Annotated in this window: 13 protein-coding genes and 2 riboswitches; of the genes, 9 read left to right on the top strand and 4 right to left on the bottom strand. The window is 28.6% G+C overall.

Annotation, left to right across the window (positions count from 1 at the left end; genetic code table 11):
• The 5 genes from BUA90_RS09250 to BUA90_RS09230 form a co-directional block, all read left to right on the top strand.
• Positions 1–761 (top strand): ATP-dependent 6-phosphofructokinase (locus BUA90_RS09250; protein ID WP_072967913.1); only part of this gene is annotated, 761 nt, incomplete at its 5' end.
• Between the two features lie 202 nt (positions 762–963).
• Positions 964–3042 (top strand): methyl-accepting chemotaxis protein, encoded by a 2079-nt coding sequence (locus BUA90_RS09245; protein ID WP_072967911.1) that lies wholly within the window; start codon positions 964–966, stop codon positions 3040–3042.
• Between the two features lie 178 nt (positions 3043–3220).
• Positions 3221–4876 (top strand): HD domain-containing phosphohydrolase, encoded by a 1656-nt coding sequence (locus BUA90_RS09240; protein WP_072967909.1) that lies wholly within the window; start codon positions 3221–3223, stop codon positions 4874–4876.
• A 76-nt stretch (positions 4877–4952) separates the two neighbouring features.
• Positions 4953–5035, top strand: a riboswitch (cyclic di-GMP riboswitch).
• Between the two features lie 197 nt (positions 5036–5232).
• A complete protein-coding gene (locus BUA90_RS09235; protein WP_072967907.1) occupies positions 5233–6981 on the top strand; it encodes a methyl-accepting chemotaxis protein in 1749 nt (582 codons plus the stop codon).
• A 64-nt stretch (positions 6982–7045) separates the two neighbouring features.
• Positions 7046–8563: a putative bifunctional diguanylate cyclase/phosphodiesterase gene (locus BUA90_RS09230; protein ID WP_072967905.1), complete on the top strand. Its 1518-nt coding sequence runs from the start codon at positions 7046–7048 to the stop codon at positions 8561–8563.
• A gap of 22 nt (positions 8564–8585) precedes the next feature.
• On the opposite strand, the gene BUA90_RS09225 is transcribed toward BUA90_RS09230, so the two are convergent.
• Positions 8586–9086: a hypothetical protein gene (locus tag BUA90_RS09225; protein WP_072967903.1), complete on the bottom strand. Its 501-nt coding sequence runs from the start codon at positions 9084–9086 to the stop codon at positions 8586–8588.
• A gap of 242 nt (positions 9087–9328) precedes the next feature.
• On the opposite strand from BUA90_RS09225, the gene lysA reads away from it, so the two are divergent.
• Positions 9329–10630, top strand: a complete 1302-nt coding sequence (lysA, locus tag BUA90_RS09220; RefSeq protein ID WP_072967901.1) for a diaminopimelate decarboxylase — start codon at positions 9329–9331, stop codon at positions 10628–10630.
• A gap of 2 nt (positions 10631–10632) precedes the next feature.
• Here lysA and BUA90_RS09215 read toward each other — a convergent pair whose 3' ends face one another.
• The 3 genes from BUA90_RS09215 to BUA90_RS09205 all read right to left on the bottom strand — a co-directional run bounded on the left by BUA90_RS09215 (position 10633) and on the right by BUA90_RS09205 (position 11811).
• Positions 10633–11172 (bottom strand): O-acetyl-ADP-ribose deacetylase, encoded by a 540-nt coding sequence (locus BUA90_RS09215; RefSeq protein ID WP_072967899.1) that lies wholly within the window; start codon positions 11170–11172, stop codon positions 10633–10635.
• Between the two features lie 100 nt (positions 11173–11272).
• Positions 11273–11563, bottom strand: coding sequence for a spore coat protein (locus BUA90_RS09210; RefSeq protein ID WP_072967897.1), 291 nt, complete (start codon positions 11561–11563; stop codon positions 11273–11275).
• A 50-nt stretch (positions 11564–11613) separates the two neighbouring features.
• Positions 11614–11811, bottom strand: coding sequence for a hypothetical protein (locus BUA90_RS09205; protein ID WP_072967895.1), 198 nt, complete (start codon positions 11809–11811; stop codon positions 11614–11616).
• A 141-nt stretch (positions 11812–11952) separates the two neighbouring features.
• On the opposite strand from BUA90_RS09205, the gene BUA90_RS12415 reads away from it, so the two are divergent.
• The 3 genes from BUA90_RS12415 (at position 11953) to guaA (ending at position 15671) form a co-directional block, all read left to right on the top strand.
• The gene (locus tag BUA90_RS12415) at positions 11953–12129 is read left to right on the top strand and encodes a hypothetical protein (RefSeq protein ID WP_159430019.1); all 177 of its coding nucleotides are present in this window, start codon (positions 11953–11955) and stop codon (positions 12127–12129) included.
• A 105-nt stretch (positions 12130–12234) separates the two neighbouring features.
• Positions 12235–12336, top strand: a riboswitch (purine riboswitch).
• Between the two features lie 198 nt (positions 12337–12534).
• Positions 12535–13998 (top strand): IMP dehydrogenase, encoded by a 1464-nt coding sequence (guaB, locus tag BUA90_RS09200; protein ID WP_072967893.1) that lies wholly within the window; start codon positions 12535–12537, stop codon positions 13996–13998.
• A gap of 137 nt (positions 13999–14135) precedes the next feature.
• Complete coding sequence (gene guaA, locus BUA90_RS09195) at positions 14136–15671, top strand: glutamine-hydrolyzing GMP synthase (protein ID WP_072967891.1); 1536 nt, start codon at positions 14136–14138, stop codon at positions 15669–15671.
• Positions 15672–15719 lie beyond the last annotated feature (48 nt).

Here is a 15719-nt window from a genome sequence, read left to right as displayed (position 1 = left end):
TCCTAAGAACAGCAAGATGTGAAGAATTTAAAACAGAAGAAGGAAGACAAAAAGCGCTTACAGTACTAAAAGTATTTGGAATAGAAGGACTTGTAGTAATAGGAGGAGATGGCTCGTTTCAGGGAGCACAAAAACTAAGCCATGCGGGAATAAAGACGATAGGAATACCCGGAACAATAGACAATGATTTAGCATATACAGACTATACAATAGGATTTGATACAGCACTAAATACAGTACTGGATTCAGTAAGTAAAATAAGAGATACATCTGCATCACATGGAAGAGCAAACATAATAGAAGTAATGGGAAGACACTGCGGAGATATAGCACTTTACTCAGGACTTGCAGGAGGAGCAGAAAGTATAATAGTACCGGAAGAAGATTTTGACATAGACAGTATATGTAAGAAATTAATACAAGGAAAAAATAGAGGAAAACTTCACAGTATAATAATGCTGGCAGAAGGGATAGGAAATGCATTTGAGCTTGGAAAAGAAATAGAAGAAAAGACAGGAATAGAAACGAGAGTAACAATACTTGGACACGTACAAAGAGGAGGAAGTCCTACAGCATTTGACAGAATACTTGCAAGTAGAATGGGAGCTAGAGCAGTAGAGCTTCTCATAGAAGGAAAATCAGGCAGAGCGATAGGAATAAGAAATAATGAGCTTGTAGATATGGATATAGATGAGGCATTAAGTATGGAGAAAGAATTTGACAAGGAAGTTTATAGACTTACAAAAATACTTTCAATATAGATATTAAGAAATGAATGCGGCGTTTTTACGCCGCTTTTTTTAGATTAAATATATAAAAAATAAATACAGAAATCGATAAAGTAGTAATAAAAAATGTCTAATTTGTAAAATAATTTAAAAAGAAAATTGTGGAAATTTGTTAGGAAGTTTTTTATAATAAGAATTGTGAAAAAAATAATTATTTAAATGGGGGTTATAAAATATGAAATCAATACGAAGTGAACTGATGCTTGTAATGGTATTATTAATACTTATACCATTTATTTTATCTAACTTGTTTGGTTATTATTTGATTTCAAGTAATTTTAAGGAAAAAGTGAAAGGTATAGAAAGCGACACAGCAAGTGCTGTTGCCGATAGTGTGAGGGAATTTATAGATAAAGCATATTGTGTTACACAACAACTTGCAAATAATAATGATATAATAAGTTTTGAACCTGATAGACAGAAAAAAGTAATACTTAATGCAATTAAAAGATACAAATTTTTTGATATGTTTTTTATTCAGGGAACAGATGGAATGCAGACTGCAAAAACAAAAGGTGTACTTGGAGACCGTTCAAATAGATGGTGGTTTAAAAAAATAATGGCTGATAAAAAACCTTATGTTAGTAGGTCGTATTATTCACTAACTGGAAATATAGCTGTTACTTCTGTGTTTGTTCCCATATATAATGATGGCAATTTAGTGGGAGTAATAGGTTCAGATGTAAAACTTGATTCACTTCAAGAAATAGTTGAAAAATATAGTGATGGAAAAGGTAAGTACATATATATTTTGGATGGAGAAGGTGTAGTTATTGCACATCCAGATAAAAAGCAAGTATCAGAATTATATAACTATAAAACACTGAAAAAAAGTGTTTTAGTAAAGGATAGTAATGGGAATGTATTAAAAGATGAAAAAGGAAATCAAAAAAAGAGGTTGCAAGATATAAATGTTCCTGAAAAATTGAAAGAGATAACACAAAAAGCATTAAATGGAGAATCAGGTGTAGTTGAATATGTAGATAACGATGGAGAAAAAGTAATAAGTGCATATAAACCTATTAATTTACCGGGAAATTCTGATTGTTGGGCAGTAATAACTGTTCATAAAAAATCAGCAGCTATGTCTTTTGTTACTGATGTGTTAAAGAATAATATACTCATGACTGTATTTTTTATAATAATAGCTTTAATAGTTGCTTATTTTGTATCTAAGAGTATAACAAAACCAATTGCTTATATGGTAGCTTTAATGAGTAAAGCAGCTCAAGGAGATTTAACAGTGAGAAGTAATTATAAATCTTCTAATGAGCTGGGCAAACTAAGTGAGAGTTTTAACAAGATGATAAAAGATTTTACATATCTTGTGAAGCAAATACAGAATACATCTGAGGAAGTTTCATCAACATCTAATATACTTACAACTACTACACAGCAGACTAATGCTTCAATTGAAGAAGTTGCAAAGTCTGTATCTGAAGTTGCTGAAGGTGCAAGTGAACAAGCAAAAGATGCAGAAACAGGTGCTATTGCAGTTCAAAAGTTATCAAAAGAATTAGAAACTATGGCTGATTATATTAATGAAAGTGAAGAAATGTCAAACTATATTGATAGTACAAATCAAAGAGGTTTTGAAGCCATTAAAATATTAGAAGAAAAAAATAAAGACAACAATGAAGTTATGAAGCAAATTGTACAAGTTGTAAATAATTTAAGTGAAAAGGCAAATGTAATAGGAAATATTGCTGATACGATAACTGCTATATCAGAGCAGACAAACCTTTTAGCACTTAATGCAGCTATTGAAGCAGCAAGAGCAGGAGAAGCTGGAAAAGGATTTGCTGTAGTTGCTGATGAAGTAAGAAAACTTGCAGAAAGTACAGCAAAATCAAGTAATGATGTAAAAGATATTATCAGTACAATACAAAATGATGTAGAATTAGCTAAGGAAACTATGAAAATATCAATTGCAACAGTAAATGAACAAAATAAGGCTATGGATTATACAAAGCAATCTTTTAATGATATAAGTGATAGTATACAAAAAATTGTTGATAAAATTAGGAGTATAAATAATTCATTAAAAGATGTAATGGAAAGTAGAGATAGAGTTGTGGCAGTTATACAAAATGTATCTGCGGTATCAGAGGAAACTGCTGCAGCTTCTCAGGAAGTTTCAGCTGCAACTGAAGAACAAAGTGCAGCTATGGACCAAGTAAGTTCTCTAGCTGAAAAATTAAATGAAATGGCAAAAAAATTGGAAGAAGCTATTAAAGCTTTTAAATTAAACTAATAAAAGTATATTATTAAAAAAGCGGCTTTTGAGCCGCTTTTAATATTTGGAGTTAATTATTAAAGATAAAAAATTTAAAACATAGTGTCGAAAACGATTTTTAAAATGTAGAAAATAAGGGTAGAAATGTAATATCTGGAACAAAAAAATATAAGAAAAATAAAGTGGGGATGATTATATGGGTTTTGACAAGTATTTTGAACCTTTAAAATTAGATAATATTGACAAAAGCTTAGAATTTGAATTAAGAAATTTTTTAATAGAGAAAAATATAAGTTATTGTTTATTTTTTTCAATTATTAATAATATGGCAGTTAGAATAATAAATATAAAGAAGGATGAAAAGGAAGAAATACAGTATAATTTTTCTGAATTTTTAAATTTAGATATACAGAGAGAAAATGGTATATATAAACTGATTACAGAAAAAAAATCGATAATAAATTTTCAAAATTCAAATATAAAAACGTATGTAAAAGGTTTAAAATATGAAATATATATTCCTATAACATTTAAGGATGAAATAGTTGGGTGTATATATTTAGGAGCAAATGAAGGTGACAATTTAAGTTTAAATTCAGATATTATGGAGATATATGAAATTATAAAAAGACATATGTTTTATATTATGAATATAAAAGCAGAAAAAATACTTTATAAAGTATTAATAGAAAATATAATACTGATTAATAAAATATTTGAAGAAAAGACTCCATTTATGACTAGACATTCATATAATGTAGCAGCATGGGCAATTCAAATAGCAAGAGAACTTAACTATTCTGATGAGAGATTAACAGAAATATATTTAGCAGCACTTATGCATGATATAGGTAAAATTTATATAGATAGTGAAATAGTCAATAAAGGAGATGACTTAAATGAAGAAGAATATGAAGAGGCTAAGAAACATGTTGAGATTGGATACAATATTGCAAAAGATATATTAATAACATTTAATGCTCAAATACCTATATGGATTTTACAGCATCATGAAAGATGGAATGGTACAGGATACCCAAATAAATTAAAGGGTGAAGAAATAACAGAGGAAGCTAGAATATTAAAAGTAGCTAATTTTCTTGATAAAATAATATCTAAGTCAAATTATAAAAATGAAAAAGGTATAAAAGATATTTTAGAAAAAATTAAAAGCTATCGAGGAAAAGATTTTGATCCCGATATAGCTGATATAGCAATTAATATTTTGAGGAGAAAATTAAATTTTGAAATAAAAGATGAATTAATTTTACCTGCAAATTTGATATTAAAAACTAGACAGGGATTAACTAGTTTTAATGGATATATTACATCTATAAATAGAGAATTGATTTTTAAATTGGCAGATATACATTCAATAAAATTTGAAGATGTAGAAAGTATTTATATAGCCGTAGAAAATCTTAATGTGATTTATGAATTTAAGGTATCAGTAAGAAAGGTAGATACTAATAAACTTGCTGTTGAAATAATATCTTTAAAAGATGCTGAAGAAACATTTAGTTTATTATGGTTATTAAGTGGAGTTATTATAGATATAAATACTAAAAATTCAAAGGAAATTACTATAAGTAAAATATCTGGAAGAAATCTGACTTTTAGTTTAAATAGTGGTGATAAACTAGAAAAAGACAAGTTGTTTATTGTTGTCGTAATATTTGAAGATGGAACTAAAATACCTTTATCAGGAAAAATAGTTAATCAAATAAAAATTAATAATGTAGTGCATTATGAATTTGAGTTTGTAGGTATAAAGGAAAGTTATAGAGATGAAATTTTTAGACAAATTTTCAGAAAGCAAATAAGTATAAGAAAAACATTAATGGATTATTAAACTAAAATGATGAAAACTCATTTAAAATTTGATATAATGAAATTTGACAAAAAAGTTATTAATGTTTAAAAGTATTTTTTATAAATGGCAAACCTGTCGAAAGGCAGGGACGCAAAGCCAAGGGCCTAAGGTGTTTTGCTATGGCAGCCGGTCGCTGAGAGTTACCTTAGACCCTTTTTCAATGAGGATTTACTGATTGGAAAGGGGTTTTTTTATTGTGCTAAAAATTTAAATATTAAAAAAATAAAAGGTATTTAGGTAAAATAAACAAGGCAGTTGTAAATTAATGATTTAAGAGAGTTTAAAAATTTGGAATTAAAAGTACAAAAACTGATTACACAAGGGAGGGAATAAAGATGAAGGAAAAGATTATAAGTAAAAAGGAAAACAAAGTAAAAAAAAGCAGTAATATTTTAAAAAATATAAAAATAACATCCTTATTACTTATAATTTTAATTCTTACGGGGGCATCTATAGGTTATATATCTTACTTATCTCTTAACAATATGGAGATTTTAAGTAATGATATGAATTCTCTTTACAAAAAAAATATGCTTACGTCTTTGGAAATAAAATATCTTGAAACAGAATTTTATGTAGTTAGACTTAATATGAATAAAATGCTTTATTCAAAAAAATATGATAAAGATTTAGCAGATATTATAGAAAACCAAAAATCTAATTTAGTTCAAATTTTTAATAAATATAAAGGTTATAATTTGACAAAAAAAGAAAGAGAATTATTTGATAAAATAGAGAGTAATTATAAAACATATTTAAGTGAGGCAGATAAATTATTAAATAAACTAAAGCGTGGGCTTACTATAAGTGAAGAAGAAATTGTAAAGATAAATGATTGTTCTTTAAAGACTCAGAAAAATATTAATGAACTTGTATCTTTAAATGCTACTATAGCTGAAAAAGTTGTTGATAAGGCTAATGGATTGTATAAAAGAGCAAGAAAATTATTTATGATTTTATCAATAGGTATAATGATTTTTTTAGTAAGTGTTACTTTTATTATATTAAGGCTCTTAAAAAATTCAATGAGTCAAATAAATGATGTACTTACAAAACTTTCAAATTATGATTTTACAGTTTCATTAAAAGAAAATGGGAAAAATGAATTTGCTCAAATGAATCGTTCTTTAGCAGTAGTTGTTGAAAATATAAAAAGGGTTTTAGCAGATGTAAAGGGAAATTCAGAAAAAGTGGCAGGTCAGTCTCAAAATCTTGCTGCTGTATCGGAGGAGATGTCTGCTTCATCTCAGGAACTTTCTTCTACTATGCAGCAGGTAGCTGAAGGTGCTACAAATCAGGCACAAGATTTGATGGATATTGTAAATTCTCTATCAGACCTTACGAATAATATTGAAAATGTATATAAAGAGCTTCAAAATGTGAAAGATGAAACTGAAAATGCAGAAAATAAAGCTAATATCGGTAAAAAGGAAATGGACAGATTGATTAAGTCTATTGAAGATATAAGAAAAGCATTTGAAGTTGTTATTAAAAAAGTAGAAACTCTTACAAATTCTGTAAAAGAAATAAGTGTTATTTCAGAAATAATATCAGGTATATCAGATCAGACAAATTTATTAGCACTTAATGCTTCTATAGAAGCAGCAAGGGCAGGAGAACATGGTAGAGGATTTGTTATAGTAGCTGAAGAAATACGAAAATTAGCAGAGGAATCGAGAAAGTCTACAGAAAAAATTGTAAATTTAGTAAATTCTATTACTGAAGATACTGATGAAGTTATTTATACTTCTAAAAATGTAAAAGAGTCTGTTAATGAACAGGCAAATTCTGTTGAAAATACTGTAAAATCTTTTGGAGATATATTGATATCTATTGAAAATATTGCACCACTTATGAAAAAAACATATGAAGCTATGGATAAAATTGTAAAATCAAAAGATATGGTTATGGAGAGAGTTAGAAAGGTAAATGATGTGACAGAAGAAAATTCTGCAGCTACGGAGGAGGTAGCAGCAGCTTCTGAAGAACTTACTGCTTCATCAGAGGAAGTGGCAGCAACAGCACAAGATTTAAGTCAGGTTGCTATGGATTTGATGGAAACTGTAAATCGATTCAAAATATAAAAATTTTAGGCAGTATCTTTATAAGGATACTGCCTAAAAAAATATTTTAAAAGGAGATAAAAAAATGGATAGAAAAGTATCTAAAAATAATATATTAAATGAAGTAGTAAAGTGTATTTCGCATTTTTATATGGAAAAAGATAAAGAAAAATTTCCTGCGGAAATTTTTGTATATAATGAACGAGATAAATTAATATTAATCATTTTAGATGGAAAAAATAATATAGATTTTAATTTTGAAAAAAAGCCCATAGAAGATACAGTTACTGCAATAGTAGAAAAAGATTTACTTACTGGCGTATATAATAAATATTATTTCAAAGAAAAATTGGTTCAAATAATTTGTGATGCAGAGAAAAAAAAGAAAAGTATAGCACTTTTTTTTATTGATTTTGATAAATTTAAAGAAATTAATGATACTATGGGACATGAGATAGGAGATTTAATTATAAAAGAAACAGCTAGTCGTTTAAAAAGTACGCTTCCAAGTAAATGTATTTTAGGTCGTTATGGTGGAGATGAATTTATAGTACTTGCATATCCTTTACTAGATAAAGAAGAAGCGTATTACATAGGAAAGAAAATAATAGAAGCTTTTGAAAGTCCTTGTATAGTAGAAGGATATAATATATATCTTACAGTTAGTGTGGGTATTGCAATATATCCAGAACATGGAGAAAATAAATCTCAGCTTTTGAAAAATGCAGATATTGCAATGTATTATGCAAAAGAAGAAAAAGACAGAGAAAATAAAATAAAATTTTTTACCGAGGAAATGGAAAAGAAGGTTGCAGAAAAGTTTCAAATTCAAAATCAAATGAAAGATGCTATAAAAAATGGAGAAATACAAATTTATTATCAGCCGATTATAAGTATGGAAAGTGGGAAATTAGAAAGTGCGGAAGCTTTAGCAAGGTGGAATAGTAAAACATTAGGATGGATATTACCAGAAAAATTTATTTCTATTGCAGAAGAAACAGGACAAATGAATTATTTTGGAGAGTATCTTTTAAAGAGGATATGTCAAGATATAAAAAGATGGGAAAGTTTAGGTCTTAATATTGTACCTATAGCAGTAAATATATCTGTAAAGCAGTTGGAAAATAAAAAGTTTGGTGATATGGTAAAAAAAATAATAAAAAGATATAAAATTGATACAAAGTATATAGAATTTGAAATAACAGAAAGTGTTTCGACAGGAGATATAAATATAATACAAAAAAATATTAATAAGTTAAAGGAAATAGGGATTAAAATATCTATGGATGATTTTGGTACAGGGTATTCTTCTCTAGAAATGCTTTTAAATTTGCATGTTGATAAAATAAAAATTGATAAAGTATTTATAGAACGTATAGGAAAAGAGCGAGATGAAAAAATAATTATGACTATTATTCAAATGGCTAGAGCATTAGGTATGAAAGTGGTTGCTGAAGGTGTGGAAACGAAGCAGCAGTTAGATTTTTTAAGAAATTTAAACTGCGAATTGGGACAGGGATATTTTTGGGCAAAGCCTATGAATAGTAGTGATTTTAAAAAATATTTGATAAAAAATTTTAATAATTATGAAACAAAAGGATAAAGCGGCTTTTAAGTCGCTTTTTTTAATATATGTTTAATTTAGTTGGATTGTATTCTTTGATTTTATCAATAACTATATTTTTTACATTGTCATCTACTTCTTTAATAATTAAAGTTATTTCTCCACAGAAATTTTTTTCATCGTATTTTCTGATTATATTGCTAATTAAGAGTCCAATAATAGCTCCTACAGTAGCACCATAAAATATTATGGCACATATACCTATAAAGGCTAAAGTTGAAATATGAAGTAAGCTGATATTTATGAGTACTGCAGTTAAAGATGATAAACCACCTATTATTGCTCCAAATATGATACCTTTTTTAGTATCGTCTAATTTTAATTTTGCAATTTCTCTTGTGCGTTTAATTAAAACACTTGATATATAAGTTTCATCTGCTGTAGAGGTTTGAGCTTTATTTATTACTAAAATATGACCTTTTACTTTTGGAATTTTCTTTAAAATTTTTATGAGCTTTTTAACATCAAGTATATTTGAAAAAGTAGCTATTATGTTAAACATATAGAGCACCTCCTTTTTACTCAATTATTATAGTAAAGAAAATTTTAATAAAAATTCTATATAATATATTTACCCAAAAAAAGATAAAATTAAAAGGTATTTTCAGAAAATTCAAAATAAGATTTGACTGATTTTTTAACATAAATAAAAAAGATTTTGAAAATTTAACTTTACAAGAGAATATTTATAATATTAAAATATTAAAAACATATACTTAAGTTTATAAAAAGAAAGGTGAAATTATGGAAAATATAAGAATAAAAGATGGACATTTTATATTTGGAGGATGTGATGTAGTAGAGCTTGTTAGAAGGTATGGAACGCCTTTGTATGTTATTTCAGAAGAAGTAATTAAAAGAAAATGCAGTGAGATTAGAGAAAAATTTTTATGTAAATATAAAAATACAAGGGCTGCATATGCTAGTAAAGCTTTTTTAAATCCAGCTATGTGTAAAATTATTGAAAGAGAAGGACTTGATTTAGATGTAGTTTCAGGTGGAGAACTTTATACTGCGATAAGAGCTGAGTTTCCAATGGAAAAAGTATTTTTTCATGGAAATAATAAAACAATTGATGAATTAAAAATGGCAATAAAAAATGATGTGGGGAGAATAGTAGTAGATAATTTATATGAAATAGAATTAATTGATAAAATATCTAAGGAATATGGGAAAAAAGCGAGATTGCTTTATAGAATTACTCCGGGTGTAGAAAGCAAAACTCACAGGTATATATCTACAGGACAAGTAGATTCTAAATTTGGTATACCTCTTGCTGGAAATATTATATTTGAAGCTGTTGAAAAAGGTATTAAGTGTGAAAATGTAAATCTTTTAGGGTTTCATTTTCATGTAGGTTCTCAATTGTTTGATAATAGGTCATATTTGAATGCTGTAGATGTAGTTACTAGGCTTATGAAAGATGTAAAGGAGAGATATGGATTTATTACAAAGGAATTAAATACTGGTGGAGGATATGGAATATATTATTTTAAAGGAGATAAACCCAAGCCTATTGATTACTTTATAGATGCTATTATGGATAAAATTTACAAAAGATGTAGTGAATTTGGTTTGGAAATACCGACAGTTGTTATTGAGCCGGGAAGGTGGATTATAGGAGAAGCTGGAATTACTCTTTATACAATAGGTTTTATAAAAGAAATACCCGGAGTTAGAACTTATGTTTCTATAGATGGAGGAATGACAGATAATCCAAGACCGGCACTATACGGGGCAAAATATGAAGCTTTGATAGCAAATAAAGTAGATAGTGAAAAAAATAAGTTAGTAACAATAGCAGGCAAATGCTGCGAATCAGGAGATATTTTGATATGGAATTTAAGAGTTCCTAAAGTTGCTTCAGGTGATATTTTGGCAGTTTTAAATACAGGAGCTTATAACTATTCTATGGCAAATAATTATAATAAGACTCCTAGACCGGCAGTCGTACTTGTAAATGAAGGAAAATCAGAGATTATTGTAGAAAGGGAAACATATGATGATTTATTAATGAGATGTAGAGTACCTGAATATTTGAAGTAGTTTTAGTATATTTGATTTATTGTTTTTTTATATATGTCAAAATCGTATTTTGAAAATAGAATAAATCTTATTTCTTCAAAGTTTAATTTATCCAGCATTTCTTTTACGGCATTTAAGGCAACTATACAAGCTTTTTCTTTTGGATAGCCATAAACTCCTGTACTTATAGAAGGAAAGGCTATAGTTTTTATGTTGTATTTATGAGCAAGTTTAAGACTATTTTTGTAAGCATTTGCTAAGAGTTTTGGTTCGTTATTATTTCCACCTTTCCAAACAGGTCCTACAGTGTGAATGACATATTTGGCTTTTAAATTTCCACCTGTAGTTATTACTGCTTCACCTGTAGGACATTTACCCTGCCTTTTTCTTATTTCTTTACATTCCTCTAATATTTTGGGTCCACCTGCTTTATGTATAGCACCGTCAACTCCACCACCGCCAAGCAGAGAAGAATTTGCAGCATTTACTATAGCTTCAGTATCTTCTTTAGTAATGTCTCCTAAAATTAATTTAATCTTTGTACCTTTATAAGTAAGTTCCATAAATAACCACCTCAAATTAAATATAACACAGTAATGAAAATATAACTAGTGTTAATTGATATATTTTTTTGAAAAAATTATTACTATTTCATTAGGCTGTTTAGTATAAATCGTATAGAATATTTAAATATTTTTTCTTAGTGTTTTCAATATCTTTTAGATGAGCTTCTTTTATTTTATACCAACCTCTTTGCTTCATTGCATTTAGTATATTGTATTGGCAAATTTGAACATTGTTTAAACATTGGTTTAGAGTTTTTCTAAGTTTACAGCAGGTAGATTCTGTTATACCTATGCTGTATGCAGAGGTAATTTGCTTTTCAGATATAAAAAGGTCGCTTAAAATTTCCCGTTCGGATAAGAAAATTTCATGATAAATGAGGTTTGACATAATTTAACCTCCTTGAAATTTTATGAATTAATTTTATAAAAATTCAAATACTATTTATATGAATTTAGGTAATCAAGCAGCATTTTAAAATTTTTTTTATGTATTTTTGCTGCTTTATGACAAAGGTTTTTAAGTTGTATATCTTCACAAAGATTGGCATATTGATTGTATTTTTTATTCATCATGGATTCATAAAGCAGTTGATTTTCTAGTACTTTTAGATTTGATTCATCAAATATTTGATGCATATTAGTATCCTCCCCTGATAAATTATATATTTAGTATTTGAAACCATAATGATTTATATAGCTTGTAAATTATGATGGGGATTAATATTATTAGTAAAGTTGGATATTTTAACTACTATTTAAAATAGAAGGAGGTGTATTGTGAATATGAAGTTTATTGGAAATTTAATAGAAAAGTTTAAAAATATTACAAACAGTAGTAATTTAAAAAACAATATAAATAGGAATAATAATTTGATTAATTTAAGAGATACTAATGTATCTAATGGAGAAGATTCAGGGTTTGTTTATTCAGATGATAATGAAAAGATGGATTGATTTAGAAAGTTCCTGCATTTTACAGTGGGAACTTTTTATATTAACTTTTTTTAATTTTTGTTGACATTTGTCTTTAAATTTGATAGTTTATATAAAAATAAAAAATATGAATAAGATTAAAACACTCATATAAGTCCAGTAATATGGTCTGGATGTTTCTACCAGGCGACCGTAAATTGCCTGACTATGAGTGGAATTATTATACTAAAATACAGATTATGTAAAAATTTTTTTATATATTCTAATACTATTTTTTGTAGGTAATTAGTCTGTATAATAATTTCACTCAAATGAAGTTATTATGCAGACTTTTATTTTTTGTAAGAAGTTTAGCTTTTAATTACATGTATTTTGTCATAATAGCAAAAATTATAGATGGGAAAAATAAGAGAAAGGATGGATATTGTGGAAGGTAAATTAGTAAAAGAAGGATTAACTTTTGATGATGTTTTATTAATACCTCAAAAATCAAATGTACTTCCAAAAGATGTGGATGTGAAAACTAGGCTTACTAAAAAGATAAAACTCAATATACCTTTAATGAGTGCAGGAATGGATACAGTTACAGAGTCTAAACTTGCTATAGCTATTGCAAGAGAAGGTGGAATAGGTATAATTCATAAAAATATGTCAATAGAGAGACAAGCTATGGAAGTAGACAAGGTTAAGAGAAGTGAACATGGAGTAATAGTGGACCCGTTTCATTTGACTCCAGAACATAGAATATCTGATGCTTTAGAGCTTATGGAGAGGTATCATATTTCTGGAGTACCTATAACAGATGAAAACAAAAAATTAGTTGGAATAATAACGAATAGAGATATACGATTTGAAAATGATGTAACAAAGTTAATTTCACAGGTTATGACAAAAGATAATTTAGTAACAGCTAAAGAAGGTATATCAATGGAGGAAGCTGAAAAAATTCTTAGAAAGTGGAAAATCGAAAAATTACCTATAGTTGACGATAATGGGATTTTAAAAGGACTAATAACTATTAAGGATATTGAAAAGGCAATAAAATATCCAAATAGAGCAACTGATGATAAAAAGAGATTATTAGTTGGGGCAGCAGTTGGTGTGAGTAAAGATATGATGGATAGAGTTAAGGCTTTAGTTGATGCAGGAGTAGATGTTATAGTTATAGATACTGCACATGGACATTCATTAGGAGTGATTAAAGCAGTTGAAAAAGTGAAATCTGTTTATCCTGATGTTCAAGTAATAGCAGGAAATGTGGCAACTTCAGAAGCAACTGAAGATTTAATAAAAGCAGGGGCAGATGCAGTTAAAGTAGGTATAGGACCTGGTTCAATATGTACTACAAGAGTAGTTGCAGGTATCGGTGTACCTCAAATAACTGCTGTATATGATTGTGCTAAGGCTGCTGCAAAGTATGATATACCTATTATAGCAGATGGTGGAATCAAATATTCTGGAGATATTCCAAAAGCTATTGCAGCAGGTGCTGATGTAATCATGATTGGTTCATTATTTGCAGGTACAGAAGAAAGTCCGGGTGAAACTGTCATATATAATGGAAGAAGCTTTAAAGTTTATAGAGGTATGGGTTCACTTGGAGCAATGGCAGCAGGAAGTAAAGATAGATATTTCCAAGAAGATGCTAAAAAGTTTGTACCTGAAGGAGTTGAAGGTAGAGTTCCTTATAGAGGACCACTTAGAGAAACTATTTATCAGTTGATAGGTGGACTTAAAGCAGGTATGGGTTACTGTGGAACACCTACAATTGAAGACTTAAAGAAAAATGGTAAGTTTATAAGAATAACGGGAGCTGGACTTAGAGAAAGTCATCCACATGATATTCAAATAACTAAAGAAGCACCTAATTATAGTATATCTAGAAATTAATGTTAGTTTAAAATTAGGAATTAAAAATTAAGAATTAAAAAGACCTTTGGCTGAGAACCGATGGCTGAGAACCGAGAGCTAAAAAGAATTGAGCAAAAAACTTGGAACTAAAGAATATTTATCTATGGGAGGTAAAGATGGAAAATAAGGAATTGGTGTTAATTATAGATTTTGGTGGACAGTATAATCAGTTGATTGCAAGAAGAGTTAGAGAATCTAATGTATACTGTGAAGTAGTTTCATATAAAAAGGCTTTAGAAAAAATAAAGGAAAAAAATCCAATAGGTATAATTTTAACTGGTGGTCCAGCAAGTGTTTATACAGAAAATGCACCTACTATCTCTGAAGAAATATTTGAAATGAAGATTCCTGTTTTAGGTATTTGCTATGGTGGACAGCTTATGGCTCATCTATTTGGAGGAAAAGTTAATAGAGCAGATACAAGAGAATATGGTAAGGTAGAGTTAAATATAGCTAAAGGAAAAGATATTTTTAAAGACATAGATGATAAATCAATTTGTTGGATGAGTCATACTGATTATATTGAAGAGGCACCTGATGGTTTTGAAGTTACTGCAGCAACTGAAAGCTGTCCAGTTGCAGCTATGGAAAATCCAGATAAAAAGCTCTATGCAGTACAGTTCCATCCGGAAGTTGAACATACTCCATTTGGAAGACAGTTTATTAAAAATTTCCTTTATGAGATATGTGGCTGTACTGGCAGTTGGACTATGCACAATTTTGTACAAAAAACTGTTGAAGAAATAAAAGAAAAAGTTGGAGATAGGAAAGTTTTATGTGCACTATCTGGTGGAGTAGATTCATCTGTAGCTGCAGTATTAGTTCATAAAGCTATAGGAAATAATCTTATTTGTATTTTTGTAGATCATGGACTTTTAAGAAAAAATGAAGGCGACCAAGTAGAAAGTTTCTTCAAGGAAAAATTCAACATGAATCTTATTAGAGTAAATGCGAAAGAAAGATTTTTAGGAAAATTAAAAGGTGTAACTGACCCTGAAAGAAAGAGAAAAATAATAGGAGAAGAATTTATAAGAGTATTTGAAGAGGAAGCTAAAAAACTTGGTAAAATAGATTTTCTTTTACAAGGTACAATTTATCCAGACGTTATTGAAAGTGGTACTGATGAAGCAGCAGTGATTAAGAGCCATCATAATGTAGGTGGACTTCCAGAAAATGTGGAATTTGAATTAATCGAACCTTTAAGACAGCTATTTAAAGATGAAGTTAGAAAAGTTGGAGAAGAACTTGGAATGCCTAAAGAAGTGGTTTGGAGACAGCCATTTCCGGGTCCGGGACTTGCTATTAGAGTGCTTGGAGAGGTAACAGAAGAAAAGCTAAAAATAGTAAGAGAATCAGATTATATTCTTAGAGAAGAGATTAAAAAAGCTGGACTCGATAGAGATATATGGCAGTACTTTACAGTATTGCCTAACATAAAAAGTGTTGGCGTGATGGGAGATGAAAGAACTTATTCTCATACAGTAGGTATAAGAGCAGTTACAAGTACAGATGGAATGACTTCAGATTGGGCTAGAATACCTTACGAAATACTTGAAAAAATATCAAATAGAATAGTAAATGAGGTAGATGGAGTAAATAGAATAGTATACGATATAACTAGTAAGCCACCTTCAACTATCGAGTGGGAATAAAATTAAAGATAGATGTCAATAAAGACCTTGCTTTTTAAAAAAGCAAGG

It is taken from the genome of Caminicella sporogenes DSM 14501 (assembly GCF_900142285.1).
Lineage (GTDB): Bacteria > Bacillota > Clostridia > Peptostreptococcales > Caminicellaceae > Caminicella > Caminicella sporogenes.
Note: the sequence above shows the minus strand (reverse complement) of the source record. Positions and strands in the feature narration are given on the sequence as shown.

Excerpts from the sequence above, each read along its gene's own strand:
- BUA90_RS09210 (WP_072967897.1), bottom strand. The coding sequence starts at position 11,563 with ATGTCAAACCTCATTTATCATGAAATTTTCTTATCCGAACGGGAAATT.
- BUA90_RS09235 (WP_072967907.1), top strand. The coding sequence starts at position 5,233 with ATGAAGGAAAAGATTATAAGTAAAAAGGAAAACAAAGTAAAAAAAAGC.
- BUA90_RS09245 (WP_072967911.1), top strand. The coding sequence starts at position 964 with ATGAAATCAATACGAAGTGAACTGATGCTTGTAATGGTATTATTAATA.
- BUA90_RS09215 (WP_072967899.1), bottom strand. The coding sequence starts at position 11,172 with ATGGAACTTACTTATAAAGGTACAAAGATTAAATTAATTTTAGGAGAC.
- BUA90_RS09225 (WP_072967903.1), bottom strand. The coding sequence starts at position 9,086 with ATGTTTAACATAATAGCTACTTTTTCAAATATACTTGATGTTAAAAAG.
- BUA90_RS09230 (WP_072967905.1), top strand. The coding sequence starts at position 7,046 with ATGGATAGAAAAGTATCTAAAAATAATATATTAAATGAAGTAGTAAAG.
- BUA90_RS09205 (WP_072967895.1), bottom strand. The coding sequence starts at position 11,811 with ATGCATCAAATATTTGATGAATCAAATCTAAAAGTACTAGAAAATCAA.
- BUA90_RS09240 (WP_072967909.1), top strand. The coding sequence starts at position 3,221 with ATGGGTTTTGACAAGTATTTTGAACCTTTAAAATTAGATAATATTGAC.
- lysA (WP_072967901.1), top strand. The coding sequence starts at position 9,329 with ATGGAAAATATAAGAATAAAAGATGGACATTTTATATTTGGAGGATGT.
- guaA (WP_072967891.1), top strand. The coding sequence starts at position 14,136 with ATGGAAAATAAGGAATTGGTGTTAATTATAGATTTTGGTGGACAGTAT.